At 62.9% G+C, this 16,060-nt stretch carries 17 protein-coding genes; 13 read left to right on the plus strand and 4 right to left on the minus strand.

The genetic code is table 11. The annotated features are described in order from the left end of the window. Positions 1-421: 421 nt before the first annotated feature. Both rhtA and ACLEJU_RS16145 read left to right on the plus strand, forming a co-directional pair. Positions 422-1,309: a threonine/homoserine exporter RhtA gene (gene rhtA, locus ACLEJU_RS16140; protein ID WP_435422632.1), complete on the plus strand. Its 888-nt coding sequence runs from the start codon at positions 422-424 to the stop codon at positions 1,307-1,309. A gap of 190 nt (positions 1,310-1,499) precedes the next feature. Continuing rightward, complete coding sequence (locus ACLEJU_RS16145) at positions 1,500-1,781, plus strand: hypothetical protein (protein WP_103446677.1); 282 nt, start codon at positions 1,500-1,502, stop codon at positions 1,779-1,781. A 50-nt stretch (positions 1,782-1,831) separates the two neighbouring features. Here ACLEJU_RS16145 and ACLEJU_RS16150 read toward each other — a convergent pair whose 3' ends face one another. After that, a complete protein-coding gene (locus tag ACLEJU_RS16150; RefSeq protein ID WP_435422631.1) occupies positions 1,832-3,640 on the minus strand; it encodes an aminopeptidase P family protein in 1,809 nt (602 codons plus the stop codon). A 220-nt stretch (positions 3,641-3,860) separates the two neighbouring features. Between ACLEJU_RS16150 and ACLEJU_RS16155 the strand changes: the two genes are divergently transcribed. Both ACLEJU_RS16155 and ACLEJU_RS16160 read left to right on the plus strand, forming a co-directional pair. Continuing rightward, complete coding sequence (locus ACLEJU_RS16155) at positions 3,861-4,979, plus strand: DUF3182 family protein (protein WP_435422630.1); 1,119 nt, start codon at positions 3,861-3,863, stop codon at positions 4,977-4,979. Then, positions 4,963-5,733: an alpha/beta hydrolase family protein gene (locus tag ACLEJU_RS16160; RefSeq protein WP_435422629.1), complete on the plus strand. Its 771-nt coding sequence runs from the start codon at positions 4,963-4,965 to the stop codon at positions 5,731-5,733. Before ACLEJU_RS16155 ends, ACLEJU_RS16160 begins: the two co-directional genes overlap by 17 nt. Here ACLEJU_RS16160 and ACLEJU_RS16165 read toward each other — a convergent pair. Beyond that, positions 5,712-6,092, minus strand: coding sequence for an antibiotic biosynthesis monooxygenase (locus tag ACLEJU_RS16165; protein WP_435422628.1), 381 nt, complete (start codon positions 6,090-6,092; stop codon positions 5,712-5,714). The genes ACLEJU_RS16160 and ACLEJU_RS16165 overlap by 22 nt on opposite strands. Before the next feature lie 86 nt (positions 6,093-6,178). On the opposite strand from ACLEJU_RS16165, the gene soxR reads away from it, so the two are divergent. Next, a complete protein-coding gene (gene soxR, locus ACLEJU_RS16170) occupies positions 6,179-6,631 on the plus strand; it encodes a redox-sensitive transcriptional activator SoxR (protein ID WP_435422627.1) in 453 nt (150 codons plus the stop codon). On the opposite strand, the gene ACLEJU_RS16175 is transcribed toward soxR, so the two are convergent. Beyond that, positions 6,623-7,612 carry a GlxA family transcriptional regulator gene (locus ACLEJU_RS16175; RefSeq protein ID WP_435422626.1) on the minus strand — a complete coding sequence of 330 codons (990 nt, stop codon included), beginning with the start codon at positions 7,610-7,612 and terminating at the stop codon, positions 6,623-6,625. The genes soxR and ACLEJU_RS16175 overlap by 9 nt on opposite strands. Positions 7,613-7,694: 82 nt before the next feature. On the opposite strand from ACLEJU_RS16175, the gene ACLEJU_RS16180 reads away from it, so the two are divergent. Further along, positions 7,695-8,243 (plus strand): cysteine hydrolase family protein, encoded by a 549-nt coding sequence (locus ACLEJU_RS16180; protein ID WP_110639078.1) that lies wholly within the window; start codon positions 7,695-7,697, stop codon positions 8,241-8,243. Between the two features lie 11 nt (positions 8,244-8,254). Here the strand turns inward: ACLEJU_RS16180 and ACLEJU_RS16185 are convergent, their stop codons facing one another. Further along, the gene (locus ACLEJU_RS16185) at positions 8,255-8,818 is read right to left on the minus strand and encodes a helix-turn-helix domain-containing protein (protein ID WP_435422625.1); all 564 of its coding nucleotides are present in this window, start codon (positions 8,816-8,818) and stop codon (positions 8,255-8,257) included. 83 nt (positions 8,819-8,901) lie between these two features. Between ACLEJU_RS16185 and ACLEJU_RS16190 the strand changes: the two genes are divergently transcribed. From ACLEJU_RS16190 to ACLEJU_RS16220, 7 genes are all read left to right on the plus strand, one after another. After that, entirely contained in the window at positions 8,902-9,852 is a 951-nt protein-coding gene (locus tag ACLEJU_RS16190) for a DMT family transporter (RefSeq protein ID WP_435422624.1), read from the plus strand. Between the two features lie 149 nt (positions 9,853-10,001). Next, positions 10,002-12,911: a monovalent cation/H+ antiporter subunit A gene (locus ACLEJU_RS16195; protein ID WP_435422623.1), complete on the plus strand. Its 2,910-nt coding sequence runs from the start codon at positions 10,002-10,004 to the stop codon at positions 12,909-12,911. After that, entirely contained in the window at positions 12,911-13,255 is a 345-nt protein-coding gene (locus tag ACLEJU_RS16200; protein WP_003250128.1) for a Na+/H+ antiporter subunit C, read from the plus strand. The genes ACLEJU_RS16195 and ACLEJU_RS16200 overlap by 1 nt, the downstream gene beginning before the upstream one ends. Continuing rightward, the gene (locus ACLEJU_RS16205; RefSeq protein ID WP_435422622.1) at positions 13,252-14,931 is read left to right on the plus strand and encodes a monovalent cation/H+ antiporter subunit D; all 1,680 of its coding nucleotides are present in this window, start codon (positions 13,252-13,254) and stop codon (positions 14,929-14,931) included. Before ACLEJU_RS16200 ends, ACLEJU_RS16205 begins: the two co-directional genes overlap by 4 nt. After that, entirely contained in the window at positions 14,928-15,416 is a 489-nt protein-coding gene (locus ACLEJU_RS16210) for a Na+/H+ antiporter subunit E (protein ID WP_435422621.1), read from the plus strand. The genes ACLEJU_RS16205 and ACLEJU_RS16210 overlap by 4 nt, the downstream gene beginning before the upstream one ends. Beyond that, positions 15,413-15,691, plus strand: a complete 279-nt coding sequence (locus ACLEJU_RS16215; RefSeq protein WP_103446664.1) for a K+/H+ antiporter subunit F — start codon at positions 15,413-15,415, stop codon at positions 15,689-15,691. Before ACLEJU_RS16210 ends, ACLEJU_RS16215 begins: the two co-directional genes overlap by 4 nt. Beyond that, entirely contained in the window at positions 15,688-16,053 is a 366-nt protein-coding gene (locus tag ACLEJU_RS16220; protein WP_435422620.1) for a Na+/H+ antiporter subunit G, read from the plus strand. The genes ACLEJU_RS16215 and ACLEJU_RS16220 overlap by 4 nt, the downstream gene beginning before the upstream one ends. Positions 16,054-16,060 lie beyond the last annotated feature (7 nt).

A 16,060-nucleotide genomic window follows, 5' to 3' on the forward strand; every position in this document is an offset into this window, starting at 1 on the left:
AAACCGAGGCGCGAATTCTACGCCTTCCTCATTTCGTGTCAAGCGTTTATTTTGAAGTTTTTTTCGAGAAACTCGTTTAGCCTCAAACACTTGACTCGCTGCGATCACTCGCTAGCGGGAGGCGAATAATACAGCGTTTAAAACCGCTGTCAACCTTCATCTCAACCGCTATCGATCTTTCGACCGAAGCGCCTCCAACCTCACCTTAACTACCTAACTCATTGAATATCAAGGAGTTTGTCGTTCCGATGTCGCTGGAAGTGGGGCGCATTATAAGGGGATTCGAAAGCGCGTCAACCCTTAATTTCATGAAATTGAAACATTCGATGAAAAAGCCTATTAAAGGAGCCTTGCACCTCGCACCACCAATTGCGCACTATATTGCACACCCCGCACATCTTCCAAGGATAGCCGCGCAGAAATGAACACCCAGCCCCGCAGCCTGGCCGCCACTCTCTTCCCGATCGGCCTGCTGCTCATCGCCATGGCCTCGATCCAGTCCGGCGCTTCATTGGCAAAAAGCATGTTCCCCATCATTGGCGCTCAAGGCACCACCACCCTGCGCCTGATCTTCGCCAGCATCATCATGCTGCTGATCCTGCGACCATGGCGCGTGCGCATGACCGCCAACACCCTGCGTAACGTCGTCATCTACGGCATGTCCCTGGGCGGCATGAACTTCCTCTTCTATATGTCCCTGCAGACCACACCGCTGGGCATCGCCGTCGCCCTGGAGTTCACCGGTCCGCTGGCCGTGGCACTGTTCGCCTCGCGCCGTGCGCTGGACTTCGTGTGGATTGCCCTGGCGGTTGCCGGCCTGTTGTTGTTGCTACCGGTCGGGGACGGCGGCCAGCCGCTCGATATGGTGGGTGCAGCCTATGCGCTTGGCGCAGGTGTGTGCTGGGCTCTTTACATTCTGTTCGGCCAGCGCGCTGGCGCCGAGCACGGCATCCAGAGCGCGGCCCTCGGCGTGGTGGTCGCGGCCTTGTTTGTCGCACCCATCGGCATCGTGCATGCCGGCAGTGCATTACTCACCCCTGCCGTCATCCCGCTGGCACTGGGTGTCGCCGTGCTTTCGACCGCCCTGCCCTATAGCCTGGAAATGGTCGCCTTGACCCGCATGCCAGCCCGTACCTTCGGTACGCTGATGAGCATCGAACCGGCGATTGGCGCACTTTCAGGCCTGCTGTTCCTCGGCGAAGTACTGAGCACCACCCAGTGGCTGGCCATTCTTGCCATCATCGCTGCCTCGGTCGGCGCTACACTGTCCATGCGTCGCGAGGCAAACCCTGCACTCGCCGCAGACTGATTTGAGAAATATTTTCATTTGAGACGAGATTAATCATTGTCCCGACTCGCCTCGCTGATTAAGCTGTCACAAAATCATAATCTTTACGCTATCTACTTGTGCGGACACGGAAGCCGAGGAAGATTCAGGAAGAACCGAAGCGATAACGACTGGGCCAGACAACTGATCAGCCCTGCAATTAAGGACAGGAATGAAACGTATTTTGCTCATCCTGGCCGTCTTGGCCATTGCCGGATGCGCCGCAACGGCCAAGACTGAGGTCAAAAGGGGAAAAAAAGGCCTGCATATCAATTGCTCCGGCCTCTCTTCGTCGTGGGACAAGTGCTACAGCAAAGCGGCCACGTCCTGCAGCTCTCGCGGATACAAGGTGATCGCCCGCTCCGGAGACACCGACGAAGAGCCCGGTGATTACCTGTTCGGCATCAACCCTGCTGGCTACACCAGCCGCAGCATGATCGTCATCTGCAAGTAAGAAAGGGCAGCTCGCGAGCTGCCCTTCTTTCATTAACCGATCCTATGTGATCACAACGGCACTGTACGCGCCTCGAGCCAGGCCAGTGCAGCGCCTCGCAGCAACGGCGAGAGACGTTCGCGCACCGTTGCGTGATAGCGGTTGAGCCATTCCCGTTCATCCTCGGTCAGTCGTTCCGCCAGCAAGCAGCGCGTGTCGATAGGGCACAGGGTCAGAGTCTCAAAGCACAGGAACTCACCGAACGCACTCTTGCCTGCCTCGCGGTTCGCTACCAGATTCTCGATACGCACACCCCAGGCGCCGGCCCGGTAGGTACCTGGCTCGATCGAACTGATCATGCCCACCTGCATGGCCGTTTGTGGCGCGGTTGCCGCCTGGTAGGCAATCACCTGGGGGCCTTCGTGCACATTCATGAAGTAGCCAACGCCATGCCCGGTACCATGACCGTAGTCGACCTGGTCCGCCCAGATCGGCGCTCGTGCGATGGCATCGAGCAACGGTGACAGGATGCCGCGCGGGAAGCTGGCACGCGACAAGGCGATCATGCCCTTGAGTACTCGCGTGCAGTCCTGCTTCTGCTCCACGCTCGGCGTGCCCACCGGAACCATCCGCGTGATGTCGGTGGTACCGCCCAGGTACTGCCCTCCGGAATCGATCAACAGCAGGCCATCACCTTCGATGACTGCATGGGACGCTTCGGTAGCACGGTAATGCGGCATCGCACCATTGCCATTGAATGCCGCAATGGTCGAAAAACTCAGCGAGACGAAGCCCGGTCGACGGGCACGCGCAGCACTCAACTGCTCATCCACGGTCAATTCGGTGATGGTCTCGTGACCCTGATGCGCCTCGAACCAGGCGAAGAATTCGCACAAGGCCGCGCCATCCTGCTCCATGGCCTTGCGGATGTGCACCAGCTCCTCTTCACCCTTGCGTGATTTACTCAGCGTGGTAGGGTTCAGCCCTTCGACCAGTTGGACCTGAGCATCCAGGTACTTGAGCAAACCACAGGTCACGCGAGCCGGGTCGACCAGCAAGCGGCTATCCGGAGCCAGCTCCGCCAACGCCTGCTGAACGGCGCTGTAATCGCGCACTTCGATGCCGTCAACCTCAAGTACATGGCGCAAGTGCTCATCGAGTTTACCGGCACCGACGAACAGGATCGCCCGGTCCATGCCGATCAGAGCAAAGGCAACGAAAACCGGGTTGTAGGACACATCACTGCCACGCAGGTTGAACAGCCAGGCGATGTCGTCCAGGGTCGCGATGAAGTGCCAATCAGCCCCCTTGTCCTGCAGCGTGGCCCGCAGCTGGCCGAGCTTCTCGGCCCGGCTGACCGTGGCGTGGGGCGGCAGGTGCTGATAGATCGGGTTGACTGGCAGCGCCGGGCGACCCTCCCATACCTCGGCGAGCAGGTCCCGATCGGTCACCAGACGCGCCTCACGGGCCTTGAGCCGCTCTTCGAGCTGGCGCACCGAAGCCAGTGCCATGACCGCGCCATCCACGGCCACGGCGCCTTTGGGCGGAATATTGTCACCCAGCCACTCCAGCGCTCCCGGCTTGCCTGGCAACAGCTTCATCAAGACGATGCCGGTCCCAGCAAGCTCTTTCTCGGCTTGCTCCCAGTAACGGCTGTCGACCCACACACCGGCAAAGTCTGCGGTCACTACCAGGGTACCCACCGAACCATCAAAGCCCGACAGCCACCGACGCCCCTGCCAGTAGCCCGGCAGATACTCGGAAAGATGCGGGTCGGCCGAAGGCACCAGCAGGGCATCGAGCCTTTCCCTGGCCATGACCTCGCGCACGCGCGCCAGGCGCTCCGGCACACTTTGCTGAATCGTGGTCTGAACGTTCATGCGCACTCCTGCGGACACATCGTGGTTATTCCAGGATGAGGATAATGGAACAGCTGCCACGGTGCCGCAATCATGGCGACCGACTCACGGCATGCTATGCCCATCCCGCCACCTGCAAACAAGACGCTTCCTACAACCGGGCCGGGACCATCAGTCACTTCCAGCTGAACTTACCGCTGGCACGAGCTTCACAACTTGTACATTCATTGCACACAGGCAGATGCCCATGCCCAGTGCCAACGACCAGAAGACCGCCGTGGTATTGCTCGACACCCGCGAGCACACCCCGGAACATGAACATGCCGTGCACTTGAAGCTGGCTGACCGACTGGCCCGGTTGCTCGGCTGCCATGCCGTACTGACCGATCTGCCAGCCAAGGAAGACCCACACTTCTATTACTTACCTACCGAAACCCTGGTCGGCCCTGAGCGTTATGCCGCCATGGGCATTCACAGCGAGCAGGACTTGTTCGGTGGACTGGTCAGCCACCCTTACATGGCCACCAAGGCCATTTCCCACCCGCTGCCGGCCGATGCCGAATTCCCGCCGGGCTGGACCGATGCCTTCGCCCGCCAGGCCAGTGATGCCCTCCTCTGCGGCTACACCGTGTTCAGCAAGGCCGATGCCCGGCGCGCTGCCCAATTGCTGCTGCTTGATGGCCCCTTGCGGGTGAAGCCCGTGCTGGCCTGCGCCGGCCGCGGTCAGCAAGTCATCAGCCAAGCAGATGAACTGGAGCCGCTGCTGGCCAACATCGATGAACGGGACCTGGCCCTGTGGGGCCTGGTGCTGGAAGAAGATCTGAGCAACGTAGAGACCTTCAGCGTTGGCCAAGTCCGCGTCGCCGGCCTGACCTGCAGCTATCACGGCACCCAGCAGTTGACGCGAGACCACCAGGGTAGCGAAGTCTACGGCGGCTCCGAGCTCGTTGTGGTCCGCGGCGATTACCAGGCCCTGCTGCAGCTGCCCCTGGAAGATCACGTGCGCCTTGCAGTCAACCAGGCCATAGCCTACGAACAAGCCGCCGAGCAGCACTTCCCAGGCTTCGTCGCATCTCGGCGCAACTACGACATCGCCCGCGGCACCACGGCCGAAGGGCACTTGCGTAGCGGCGTGCTCGAACAATCCTGGCGTCTGGGGGGAGCCAGCAGCGCAGAGCTGCTGGCACTGCAGGCCTTCGCCGACGACCCGGCACTGCAGCAGGTATGCGCCTCTACCCATGAAGTATTCGGCACCCCCGACCTGCCCGCTGACGCCACCCTCTTCTATCAAGGAAACGACAGTGAACTCGGACAACTCAGCAAATATGCGCGGATTCGCCAGCATGAGCATTCAGAGTGAAACCGTGGAACTGCAGGTCGAAGATGACAGCATCGTCGGCACCCTGGTCAGCCCCGGCAGCAAGATGCCCGGCATCCTCTTCGTCCACGGCTGGGGCGGCAGCCAGCAGCGCGACCTGGCGCGCGCCCGGCACATCACCGGGCTGGGCTGCGTGTGCATGACCTTCGACCTGCGCGGCCACGAAAAAACCGAAAGCCAGCGCCTGACCGTCACCCGCGAACAGAACCTCAACGATCTGCTGGCCGCCTACGACCGACTTGTCAGCCACCCGGCGGTGGACAGCAGCGCTATCGCCATCATCGGCAGCAGCTACGGGGGCTACCTGGCTACCCTGCTGACCTTGCAGCGGCCGGTGAAGTGGCTGGCCTTGCGCGTGCCTGCGATGTATTGGGACGACGAATGGAACATGCCAAAGCAAGCCCTTGATCGCCAGCGCCTGAACGACTACCGGTTGCGCATGCTCGGCCCCTCCGACAATCGTGCACTGGCCGCCTGTGCCGAATTTGCAGGTGATGTGTTGCTGGTCGAATCGGAGCAGGATGACTATGTGCCACACGCCACACTGATGAGTTATCGCTCGGCATTCGTCAGCGCTCATTCGCTGACCCATCGCATCGTCGATGGTGCCGATCACGCGCTATCCAGCGAGGAAAGCCAGAAGGCCTACAGTTCGATCCTGGCCGCCTGGATCAGTGAGATGGTGGTCGGTGCACGCCTGGACCGCTACCCGCACTACGCCCCCTGGTATGCCTGAGCATCGCCGACTTGGCAGTGCAGCCCGCCATCAGCCCCGCGCACCAGGCTGCGCAATGTCTGGTACGCGGCAAAGTTGACGCCACGCGCCTGATGGCGGCTGAGCAGGTCGAAGAATGGCTCTTCGGCAAAACAGTCCGCAGCCTCCACCCAAGCCAGGCGTGACTGCCATTGCAGGTACTGCAAGACCCGTCTGCCATCGTCGCTGGCCTGGATGCTGACACCCTGCAAGCCTTGGCAACGCACAGCCAACTCTTCACTGCGCGTGACCAAGGCCTCTGCCAGCGCCGCCTGGCGCGAAGCGGGTACTTCATATTCGATCATCTGGGTGAACCACAGGGAATGCGGGCTGGCCGTCATGGCGAGTCTCCTTGCTGCGAACGCTTGCTTCGGAATGGACTGCAGGGTAAAACCTCCAGTTAACTCAAGGTCAAGCGTTTTTTCCCATGCCCAACACAACACCTATCGCGACGGAAAAGCTGCTGAGTGTTGGCCAGCTGGCTGCTCGCAGCGGCGTGGCAGTGACCGCGCTGCATTTCTATGAAACCAAGGGCCTGATCCAGAGCACCCGGAATGCGGGTAATCAGAGGCGCTATCCGAGGGCAATGCTGCGCCGGGTCGCGGTAATCAAGATGGCCCAACGCCTGGGCATTCCGCTGGCCGAGATTGCCTCTGCCTTGGCCGCATTGCCCAACGACCACACCCCGACCGCCGAAGACTGGCAGCGGCTCTCGGCGCGCTGGCGCGAGGACCTGAACCACAGAATCGACGAAATGGTCAGATTGCGCGACCAGCTCGATGGCTGCATTGGCTGCGGTTGCATGTCGCTGAAAGAATGCCCGCTGCGTAACCGCCAGGATCACCTGGCTGATGAGGGGCCAGGGCCACACCTACCCTGAGCAGGGCAAGGCGAAGCGCTGTCGGTACTCGCTGGGTGTCAGGCCGGTGATGCGTTGAAACACCTTGCGAAACGCTCCCGGGTCCTGATACCCCACTCCCCAGGCAATCTGCTCGACCGTGCGCCGGGTGAACTCCAGCATCCGACAGGCACGCCCCACCCTTACCTGCTGGCAGTACTCAGTAGGTTTGAGGCCCGTGGCCGCACGGAAGCGCCTGAGGAAAGTGCGCGCCTCCAGCCCGGCGCAGGCTGCCATGCCGGCGAGGTCGGCATCTTGCGCACCTGCTGCCTGCAACCAGTGCTGAACCCTCAGCACCGCCTCGTCACCGTGATCCAGGCGCGGATTGAACAACGCCCCCGGCAAAGGCTTGGTCACCGGCTCGACGGACATGTAGCGCGCCGTCTCCCAGGCCACCGAGGCGCCAAGATAGCGCTCCAGCAGGCGCAGGCCCAGTTCGGTCCAGGCCATCAACCCGGCGGATGTCATGATGTCGCCGTCATCCAGCAGCGGCTGGTTGGCCTCCACATGGACCTTGGGGTAACGCTCGGCAAGGGTCTGCGCGTAATTCCAGTGGGTACTGGCTGCCCGGCCATCGAGCAGGCCACTGGCGGCGATGAAGAACACGCCGATGCACACCGACGCCAGCACCGTGCCCTGGCCATGCCGCTGACATAAGGGCTGCCTGTGCCGCTCTAGCAAGTCTGGCGGCGGGGCCGACTCCAGGCTCGGTGGAATGATCAATACATGCAACGGCTGGCTCGGCGGGCCAAGGCTATCCTCAATGAACTGCAACTGACCCGCTTCATCGACCTGCCAGTGGCTGACCCGGATCTGCGGTAGCCCCGCAGCGCCCAGCTCGGCAGCCACACGATTGGCCACGCTGAACAGGTCGCTCAGACCATGCAACGCAGCGCGTTGCGCGCCCGAGTAGTGCAGCAGGCCGATTTGCAGGCTGCCAGGGCTGTCAGTTTTTGCCGTCATTGTGTCGATCGCGCCAATCCTCAAGTCGATGCCCACAGCCTATAACTATCGTCATCCAACGACTACTGCCACAGGAGGCAGCATGAGCAAGCAGGCCCTGATCATCATCGACATCCAGAACGACTACTTCCCCGGCGGCAAATGGACCCTCGACGGTGCCGACAAGGCGGCTGACAACGCCGCACGCCTGCTCGCTGCGGCACGTGAGAAAGGCGACCTGGTGGTTCACGTGCGGCATGAGTTCGACAGCGCCGATGCACCATTCTTCGCCCCGGGCACCCAAGGCTCGGCCATTCATTCGAAGGTTGCGCCAACGGCGGGCGAACCCGTGGTACTCAAGCACAAGGTCAACGCGTTTCTTGGCACCGACCTGAAGCAGACGCTCGACCAGCATCAGGTCAAGGCCGTGACCATCGTCGGTAGCATGAGCCACATGTGCATCGACGCCGCCTCCCGCGCGGCCGCCGACTTCGGCTTCGACGTCACGGTGGCACACGATGCCTGCGCCACCCTGCCACTGGAGTTCGATGGCAAGCAGGTACCGGCCGCCCATGTGCACGACTCGGCCATGGCCGCGCTGGCATTTGCCTATGCCAAGGTGGTGAAAACTGACGAACTGCTCAAGGGCTGACCCGCAGCCGATCAGATCACCACATTACGCACGAAGCGCACGGGCACTGCTCCATCATTGCGGTAGGCATAGCGGCAGTTGCTGGGGAACACATGGAACTGCCCGACCTGCAGGCAGTGCTCGGCGCCTTCGATGATCAGCGTCAATTGGCCTTCGGCCACGTAGATCTGCTCACTCCAGCCCTCGGCATCGGCTTCGCTGGTGTAGCACTCGCCAGACGCGAGGGTCCACTCCCAGATTTCCACTTCGCGCCGGGCCGTGCTGCTGGCCAACAGCACGGCCTTGCTTTGCGGGTGCTCGCCGGTCCAGGCAAGCTCGTCGATACGGCTGGGGTCGCGCTGGTCCGGAGCCTGGATAAGGTTACTGAACGCCACCCCGAGGGCTTCGGCAATCAGGTCGAGGGTGGTCAGGCTGACATTCTTCTCGCCCGCCTCGATCGCCACCAACATTCGCCGGCTGACCCCGGAGCGTTCGGCCAGAGCGCTCTGGCTCATCCCGGCTGCGTTGCGCAGGCTGCGGACATTGAGGCTGACATGCTGCAGCACCGATGCACGGTGCGCGGAATCTTTGTGCACTATATTGCTCACTTCTACGGATTGCGCAGTATACTGCCCACTTTGCGGCGATTGTGCGCCGCCCCCTCCGAGTGCGCAAGACCATGAGCCAACCGACCAGCAGCCCACAGACCGCGGTATCTTTTCGCCTGAGCAAGGCAGAAATGGTGCTGGTGCTCATCACCATGCTGTGGGGCGGCACCTTCCTGCTGGTGCACAACGTCATGACCGTGAGCGGCCCGATGTTCTTCGTCGGCCTGCGCTTCGCTGCAGCGGCGCTGTTCGTCGGCCTGGCCTCGGCGCGCGCGTTGTCCGGGCTGACCTTCATCGAACTGAAGGCCGGCGTGCTGATCGGCGTGTCCATCATGCTGGGCTACGGCCTGCAGACCATGGGCCTGCAAACCATCAGCAGCAGCCAGTCGGCATTCATCACCGCGCTCTATGTCCCGTTCGTGCCACTGCTGCAATGGCTGGTGCTTGGTCGCCGCCCAGGGCTGATGCCGAGCATCGGCATCTGCCTGGCGTTTGTCGGCCTGATGCTGCTGGCCGGCCCCGAAGGCGGCGCGCTGCATTTCAGCGAAGGTGAAGTGGTGACCTTGGTGAGCGCAGTGGCCATCGCCGCCGAAATCATCCTGATCAGCCGCTTCGCCGGCCAGGTCGATGTGCGCCGGGTCACCGTGGTGCAGTTGGCGACTGCTTCGCTGCTGGCGTTCCTGATGATCGTGCCGACTCAGGAGCGACTCCCCGACTTTTCCTGGTTGCTGTTGCTCAGCGCACTGGGGCTGGGCGCCATGAGCGCGGTGATCCAGGTGGCGATGAACTGGGCACAGAAGTCGGTTTCGCCCACCCGTGCCACGCTGATCTACGCGGGCGAGCCGGTATGGGCCGGCATCGTCGGGCGCATTGCCGGCGAGCGCCTGCCGGGCATCGCGCTGATCGGCGGGCTGCTGATCGTCATCGCCGTGGTAGTCAGCGAGCTGAAGATACGCCGCAACCGTGAAACCAGCGACACCCTCGAAGCGCCAGCCCCCCGCGAAACTGAAGCCGGGCTGTAAAGTGCCCGGCAGCGTCTATGCTTTGTAAAAAACTGTTATAAAAAAACAGCTTGTCACAGCGCTTTTGTACGATTCTGCGACAGCTTGCGTGTTGGTGATCAACGGCCCGGCACGTATGATCCTTGCAAACCTTTCCAGAATAGAACGCTATGTCATTGATAGTGCTACTGCTTCTGCCGTTCGTGGGCAGTTGCCTGGCAGCTGCGCTGCCGCACAACGCACGTAACGCCGAGTCCATCCTTGCCGGGCTCGTGGCCTTGGTCGGCACCGTCCAGGTAGCACTGCTGTACCCTCAGATTGCCGATGGCGGCGTGATCCGCGAAGAACTGCTGTGGCTGCCCAGCCTGGGCATGAACCTGGTCCTGCGCATGGACGGTTTCGCCTGGCTGTTCTCATTGCTGGTATTGGGCATCGGTACCCTGGTGTCGCTGTATGCCCGCTACTACATGTCGCCGCAAGACCCGGTGCCGCGCTTCTTTGCCTTCTTCCTGGCATTCATGGGCGCCATGCTCGGCCTGGTGATCTCCGGCAACCTGATTCAGTTGGTGTTCTTCTGGGAACTGACCAGCCTGTTCTCGTTCCTGCTGATCGGTTACTGGCATCACCGCGCCGACGCCCGCCGCGGCGCCTACATGGCCTTGATGGTCACGGGGGCCGGCGGCCTATGCCTGCTGGTCGGAGCCCTGCTGCTCGGCCATGTGGTCGGCAGCTACGACCTGGACAAGGTCCTGGCTGCCGGCGAAACCATCCGCCAGCACGCACTGTACCCGGTGCTGCTGCCGCTTATCCTGATCGGCGCATTGAGCAAGAGTGCGCAATTCCCCTTCCAGTTCTGGCTGCCCCATGCCATGGCAGCACCCACTCCAGTTTCCGCTTATCTGCACTCAGCAACCATGGTCAAGGCCGGAGTGTTCCTGCTGGCGCGTCTGTGGCCTGTGCTGTCAGGCAGTGAAGAATGGTTCTGGATCGTTGGCGGCGCGGGTGCCATCACCCTGTTGCTGGGCGCCTTTGCCGCGATGTTCCAGAACGACCTCAAGGGGTTGCTGGCCTATTCGACCATCAGCCACCTGGGCCTGATCACCCTGCTGCTGGGCCTCAACAGCCCGCTGGCCGCGGTCGCCGCTGTGTTCCACATCCTCAACCACGCAACCTTCAAGGCCTCGCTGTTCATGGCCGCCGGCATCATCGACCATGAAAGCGGCACCCGTGACATCCGCCGCCTGAGCGGCCTGATCCGCCTGGTGCCCTACACCGCGACCCTGGCCATGGTGGCCAGCGCCTCGATGGCCGGCGTGCCGTTGATGAACGGCTTCCTCTCCAAGGAAATGTTCTTTGCCGAAACCGTGTTTATCAACTCCACCGCCTGGGTCGAAGCGACCCTGCCGGTGATCGCCACCCTTGCCGGTACCTTCAGCGTCGCCTATGCCCTGCGCTTCACCGTCGACGTGTTCTTCGGGCCGACTGCAAAGGACCTGCCTCACACGCCGCACGAGCCACCTCGCTGGATGCGCGCCCCGGTCGAGCTGCTGGTGCTCACCTGCCTGGTGGTCGGCATCTTCCCGGCCCAGTCGGTTGGCCCGCTGCTGGCCGCCGCCGCATTGCCGGTGGTAGGTGGCACGCTGCCGGAATACAGCCTGGCCATCTGGCACGGCTGGAACGCTCCGCTGATCATGAGCCTGGTGGCCATGAGCGGCGGTATCGTCCTTTACCTGCTGCTGCGCAACCAGCTGCGCCTTGGGCGCTTCCCGTATCCGCCGCTGATCGAGCGTTTCAATGGCAAGCGCCTGTTCGAACACGGTCAGGTCCGGCTGATGCTGCTGGCGCGACGCATGGAGCGGTTGATGACCAGTCGCCGCCTGCAGTCGCAACTGTTCATGCTGGTGCTGGCGGCCTTCCTCGCCGGCCTCACGCCGATGCTTTACAGCGGCCTGAGCTGGGGCGACCGGCCGAAGATCCCGGGTTCCGGCGTGTTCGTCGCGTTGTGGCTGATCGCCATCGCCTGTGCCATCGGCGCCGCCTACCAGGCCAAGTACCACCGTCTGGCGGCGTTGATCATGGTCGGCGTCTGCGGCCTGATGACCTGTATCACCTTCGTCTGGTTCTCTGCCCCGGACCTGGCCCTTACCCAGCTGGTGGTCGAGGTGGTCACCACGGTACTTATCCTGCTCGGCCTGCGCTGGCTGCCACGGCGTATCGAAGGCGTCTCGCCGCTGCCCGGCAGCCGCGCCCGCGCCCGGCGCCTGCGCGACCTGCTGCTGGCGGTACTGGTCGGCGGCGGCATGGCGGCGCTATCGTACGCCATGCTGACCCGGCCAACGCCCAACGACATCTCGTCGTTCTACCTCAGCCGTGCACTGCCGCAAGGCGGCGGCACCAACGTGGTCAACGTGATGCTGGTGGACTTCCGCGGTTTCGATACCCTCGGCGAGATCACCGTGCTGGTGGCCGTGGCGCTCACCGTGTTCGCCCTGCTGCGGCGCTTCCGCCCGCCGAAGGAGAGCATGCAGTTGCCGGCCCAGCAGCGCCAGCTGGCCCCCGATGTGGTCACCGACCTGATCAACCCGCGGCATGCCACCGACACCGCTCTTGGCTTCATGATGGTCCCAGCCGTACTGGTGCGCCTGCTGTTGCCGATCGCCCTGCTGGTGTCGATGTACCTGTTCATGCGCGGGCATAACCAGCCGGGCGGCGGTTTCGTTGCCGGCCTGGTGATGTCGGTGGCGTTCATTCTCCAGTACATGGTGGCCGGCACCCAGTGGGTCGAGGCACAAATGAGCCTGCGACCGCTGCGCTGGATGGGCACCGGGCTGCTCTGCGCGACCTTGACCGGGGTCGGTGCCATGCTGCTCGGCTACCCGTTTCTCACCACCCATACCGCCCATCTGCATCTGCCACTGCTCGGCGACGTGCACGTGGCCAGCGCGCTGTTCTTCGACATCGGCGTGTACACCGTGGTGGTCGGCTCTACCCTGCTGATCCTCACCGCTTTGGCGCACCAGTCGGTGCGCGCCTACCGCCCGGGCAATTCGTCGAAGTCCAGCCAAGCAGGAGCCGCCTGATGGAAGAAGTCATAGCAGTCGCCATCGGTGTACTGGCCGCCTCGGGAGTGTGGTTGATCCTGCGCCCGCGCACCTACCAGGTGATCATGGGCCTGTGCCTGCTGTCGTATGGGGTCAACCTGTTCATCTTCAGCATGGGCAGCCTGTTCATCGGCAAGGAGCCGATCATCAAGGACGGCGTGACCCAGGACCTGCTGCACTACACCGACCCGCTGCCGCAGGCGCTGGTGCTCACCGCCATTGTCATCAGCTTTGCCATGACCGCGCTGTTCCTGGTGGTGCTGCTGGCATCGCGCGGCCTGACCGGCACCGACCATGTGGACGGCCGGGAGCGTGACGAATGAGTGGCATGAGTCAACTGATCGTCGCCCCCATCCTGCTGCCGCTGCTGACGGCGGCGGTGATGCTGTTGCTGGGCGAGAAGCATCGCCAGATCAAGGCACGCCTGAACCTGCTGTCCACCTTCACCGGGCTGGCCATCGCGGTCTGCCTGCTGCTGTGGGTGCGAACCCAGGGGCAGGCGGAATCGATCGGCGTCTACTTGCCCGGCAACTGGCCCGCGCCCTTTGGCATCGTGCTGGTGGTGGATCACCTTTCAGCCCTGCTGCTAACCCTGACCGGCGTGATCGGCATCAGCGCCCTGCTGTTCGCCCGAGCCCGCTGGGATGGTGCCGGCGCCAGCTTCCATGCGTTGTTCCAGATACAGCTGATGGGCCTGTATGGCGCCTTCCTCACCGCTGACCTTTTCAACCTGTTCGTGTTCTTCGAGGTATTGCTGGCCGCCTCCTACGGCTTGCTGCTGCATGGCTCGGGCCGTGCACGGGTGCGTGCCGGGCTGCATTACATCGCCATCAACCTGTTCGCCTCATCGCTGTTCCTGATTGGTGCGGCGATGCTGTATGGCGTGACCGGCACCCTCAACATGGCCGACCTGGCCCTGAAGGTGCCGCTGGTACCAGAAGCCGATCGAGGCCTGCTACATGCGGGCGCGGCGATCCTGGCCATCGCGTTCCTGGCCAAGGCCGGCATCTGGCCGCTGAACTTCTGGCTGATCCCCGCCTACGCCTCGGCCAGTGCCCCCGTTGCCGCGCTGTTCGCCATCATGACCAAGGTCGGCCTGTATGCCGTACTGCGCCTGTGGACCTTGCTGTTCTCCGGGCAGGCCGGTGCTTCGGCGCATTTCGGCGGACAATGGCTGGTCTACGGCGGCCTGGTCACCCTGGCCGTGGCGGCAGTGTCGATACTGGCCGCACAGCGCCTGGAGCGCATGGCCGCGCTGAGCATCCTGGTTTCTGCCGGCACCCTGCTTGGCGCGGTCGGTTTCGCCCAACCGGCGCTCACTGGCGCAGCGCTGTTCTACCTGGTCAACTCGACCCTGGCGCTGTGCGCGCTGTTCCTGCTCGCCGAACTGATCGAGCGTTCGCGCTCGGCCAACGAAGCGCCGCTGGATGAAGAAGAAGACGCCATGCCTTCACCGCTCGAGTCGCTGCACCCACCCAAGGGCATCAACCTCGACGACGAGCAGAAGGTGGTCATCGGCCAGGTCATTCCCTGGACCATGGCGTTCCTCGGCCTGAGCTTCATCGCCTGCGCCCTGCTGATCATCGGCATGCCACCGCTTTCCGGGTTCGTCAGCAAGCTCAACCTGATCAGCGCGCTGTTCAATCCGCAGGGGCTGGGCATGCCAGCCGAACAACCCCTGTCAGCTGCGGGCTGGGTGCTGGCGGCCCTGCTCATCCTGTCGGGCATGGCTTCGCTGATAGCCTTCGGCCGGGTCGGCATCCAGCGCTTCTGGAAGCCCGAGGAACGCCCTTCACCTGTGCTGCGCCGCTACGAGTGCCTGCCGATCGTGATCCTGCTCGGCCTGTGCATCATCCTCAGTTTCAGAGCTGAACCGCTGCTGCGCTACACCCAGGACACCGCAGCCAGCCTGCAGGCACCGAACGCGTACATCGAAGCCGTGATGGCCGCCCGCCCCATCCCCGGCCCGACCACACTCGACGTGCAGGTGCAGCCATGAGCCGACTGTTCCCCGCACCGCTGCTGTCCGCTGCACTGTTCGTGCTCTGGCTGCTGTTGAACCTGTCGGTCAGCCCCGGCAACCTGTTGCTGGGCGCAGCCCTTGGCGTGTTGGCCCCGCTGCTGATGGCACCGTTGCGCCCGCAATACGCGCATGTGCGTAAGCCCTGGGTGGTGGCAAAGCTGATTGGCAGGGTGGGCATCGATGTCATCCATTCCAATCTGTCGGTAGCCATTGGCGTGCTGCGCGCCGGGCAACGCCCGCCACGTTCAGCCTTCGTGCACATCCCGCTGAACCTGCGCGACGCCCACGGCCTCGCTGCACTGTCAATGATCACCACGGTGGTGCCCGGCACCGTATGGTCGGAGCTGGCCCTGGACCGCAGCGTACTGCTGCTGCATGTGTTCGATCTGGATGACGAAGCGGCCTTTATCGAGCACTTCAAGCTCACCTACGAACGCCCGTTGATGGAGATCTTCGAATGACAGGCCTGCTCGCCAATGCAGTCCTCGCCAGCCTGTTCATCTTCGCCCTGGCCATGGGCCTGGCATTGATCCGGCTGTTTCGCGGCCCCTCTGCCCAGGATCGGGTGCTGGCGCTGGACTACCTGTACATCCTGGGCATGCTGACGATGCTGGTACTGGGGATCCGCTATGCCAGTGACACCTACTTCGAGGGGGCGCTGCTGATTGCCCTGTTCGGCTTTGTCGGCTCGTTCGCCCTGGCCAAGTTCCTGTTGCGTGGTGAGGTGATCGAATGACTGAATCCCTTGAACTGCCGTTCTGGCTGGAGCTGGTCACTGCCACCCTGCTGTTGATCGGCAGCCTCTTCGCGCTGATCGGCGCCATTGGCCTGCTACGGCTGAAAGACTACTTCCAGCGCATGCACCCACCGGCATTGGCATCGACTATCGGCGCCTGGTGCGTGGCGCTGGCATCGATCATCTACTTTTCCTGGCTCAAGGATAGCCCGGTGCTGCACGCATGGCTGATTCCGATCCTGCTGTCGATCACGGTACCGGTCACCACCCTGCTGCTGGCCAGGGCGGCACTGTTCCGCAAGCGCATGGCGAAAGAAGACGTACCTGAAGAAGTGAGCAGCGGCCGCGATCGCGGCAATTGAAACGGCT

This window comes from Pseudomonas sp. SMN11 (assembly GCF_052041945.1).
Lineage (GTDB): Bacteria > Pseudomonadota > Gammaproteobacteria > Pseudomonadales > Pseudomonadaceae > Aquipseudomonas.

Coding starts and splice junctions, on each gene's coding strand:
- ACLEJU_RS16190 (WP_435422624.1), top strand. CDS start 8,902: ATGAGCCAACCGACCAGCAGCCCACAGACCGCGGTATCTTTTCGCCTG.
- ACLEJU_RS16165 (WP_435422628.1), bottom strand. CDS start 6,092: ATGACGGCCAGCCCGCATTCCCTGTGGTTCACCCAGATGATCGAATAT.
- ACLEJU_RS16180 (WP_110639078.1), top strand. CDS start 7,695: ATGAGCAAGCAGGCCCTGATCATCATCGACATCCAGAACGACTACTTC.
- rhtA (WP_435422632.1), top strand. CDS start 422: ATGAACACCCAGCCCCGCAGCCTGGCCGCCACTCTCTTCCCGATCGGC.
- ACLEJU_RS16220 (WP_435422620.1), top strand. CDS start 15,688: ATGACTGAATCCCTTGAACTGCCGTTCTGGCTGGAGCTGGTCACTGCC.
- ACLEJU_RS16150 (WP_435422631.1), bottom strand. CDS start 3,640: ATGAACGTTCAGACCACGATTCAGCAAAGTGTGCCGGAGCGCCTGGCG.
- ACLEJU_RS16155 (WP_435422630.1), top strand. CDS start 3,861: ATGCCCATGCCCAGTGCCAACGACCAGAAGACCGCCGTGGTATTGCTC.
- ACLEJU_RS16175 (WP_435422626.1), bottom strand. CDS start 7,612: ATGACGGCAAAAACTGACAGCCCTGGCAGCCTGCAAATCGGCCTGCTG.
- ACLEJU_RS16195 (WP_435422623.1), top strand. CDS start 10,002: ATGTCATTGATAGTGCTACTGCTTCTGCCGTTCGTGGGCAGTTGCCTG.
- ACLEJU_RS16215 (WP_103446664.1), top strand. CDS start 15,413: ATGACAGGCCTGCTCGCCAATGCAGTCCTCGCCAGCCTGTTCATCTTC.
- ACLEJU_RS16200 (WP_003250128.1), top strand. CDS start 12,911: ATGGAAGAAGTCATAGCAGTCGCCATCGGTGTACTGGCCGCCTCGGGA.
- soxR (WP_435422627.1), top strand. CDS start 6,179: ATGCCCAACACAACACCTATCGCGACGGAAAAGCTGCTGAGTGTTGGC.
- ACLEJU_RS16205 (WP_435422622.1), top strand. CDS start 13,252: ATGAGTGGCATGAGTCAACTGATCGTCGCCCCCATCCTGCTGCCGCTG.
- ACLEJU_RS16160 (WP_435422629.1), top strand. CDS start 4,963: ATGAGCATTCAGAGTGAAACCGTGGAACTGCAGGTCGAAGATGACAGC.
- ACLEJU_RS16145 (WP_103446677.1), top strand. CDS start 1,500: ATGAAACGTATTTTGCTCATCCTGGCCGTCTTGGCCATTGCCGGATGC.
- ACLEJU_RS16210 (WP_435422621.1), top strand. CDS start 14,928: ATGAGCCGACTGTTCCCCGCACCGCTGCTGTCCGCTGCACTGTTCGTG.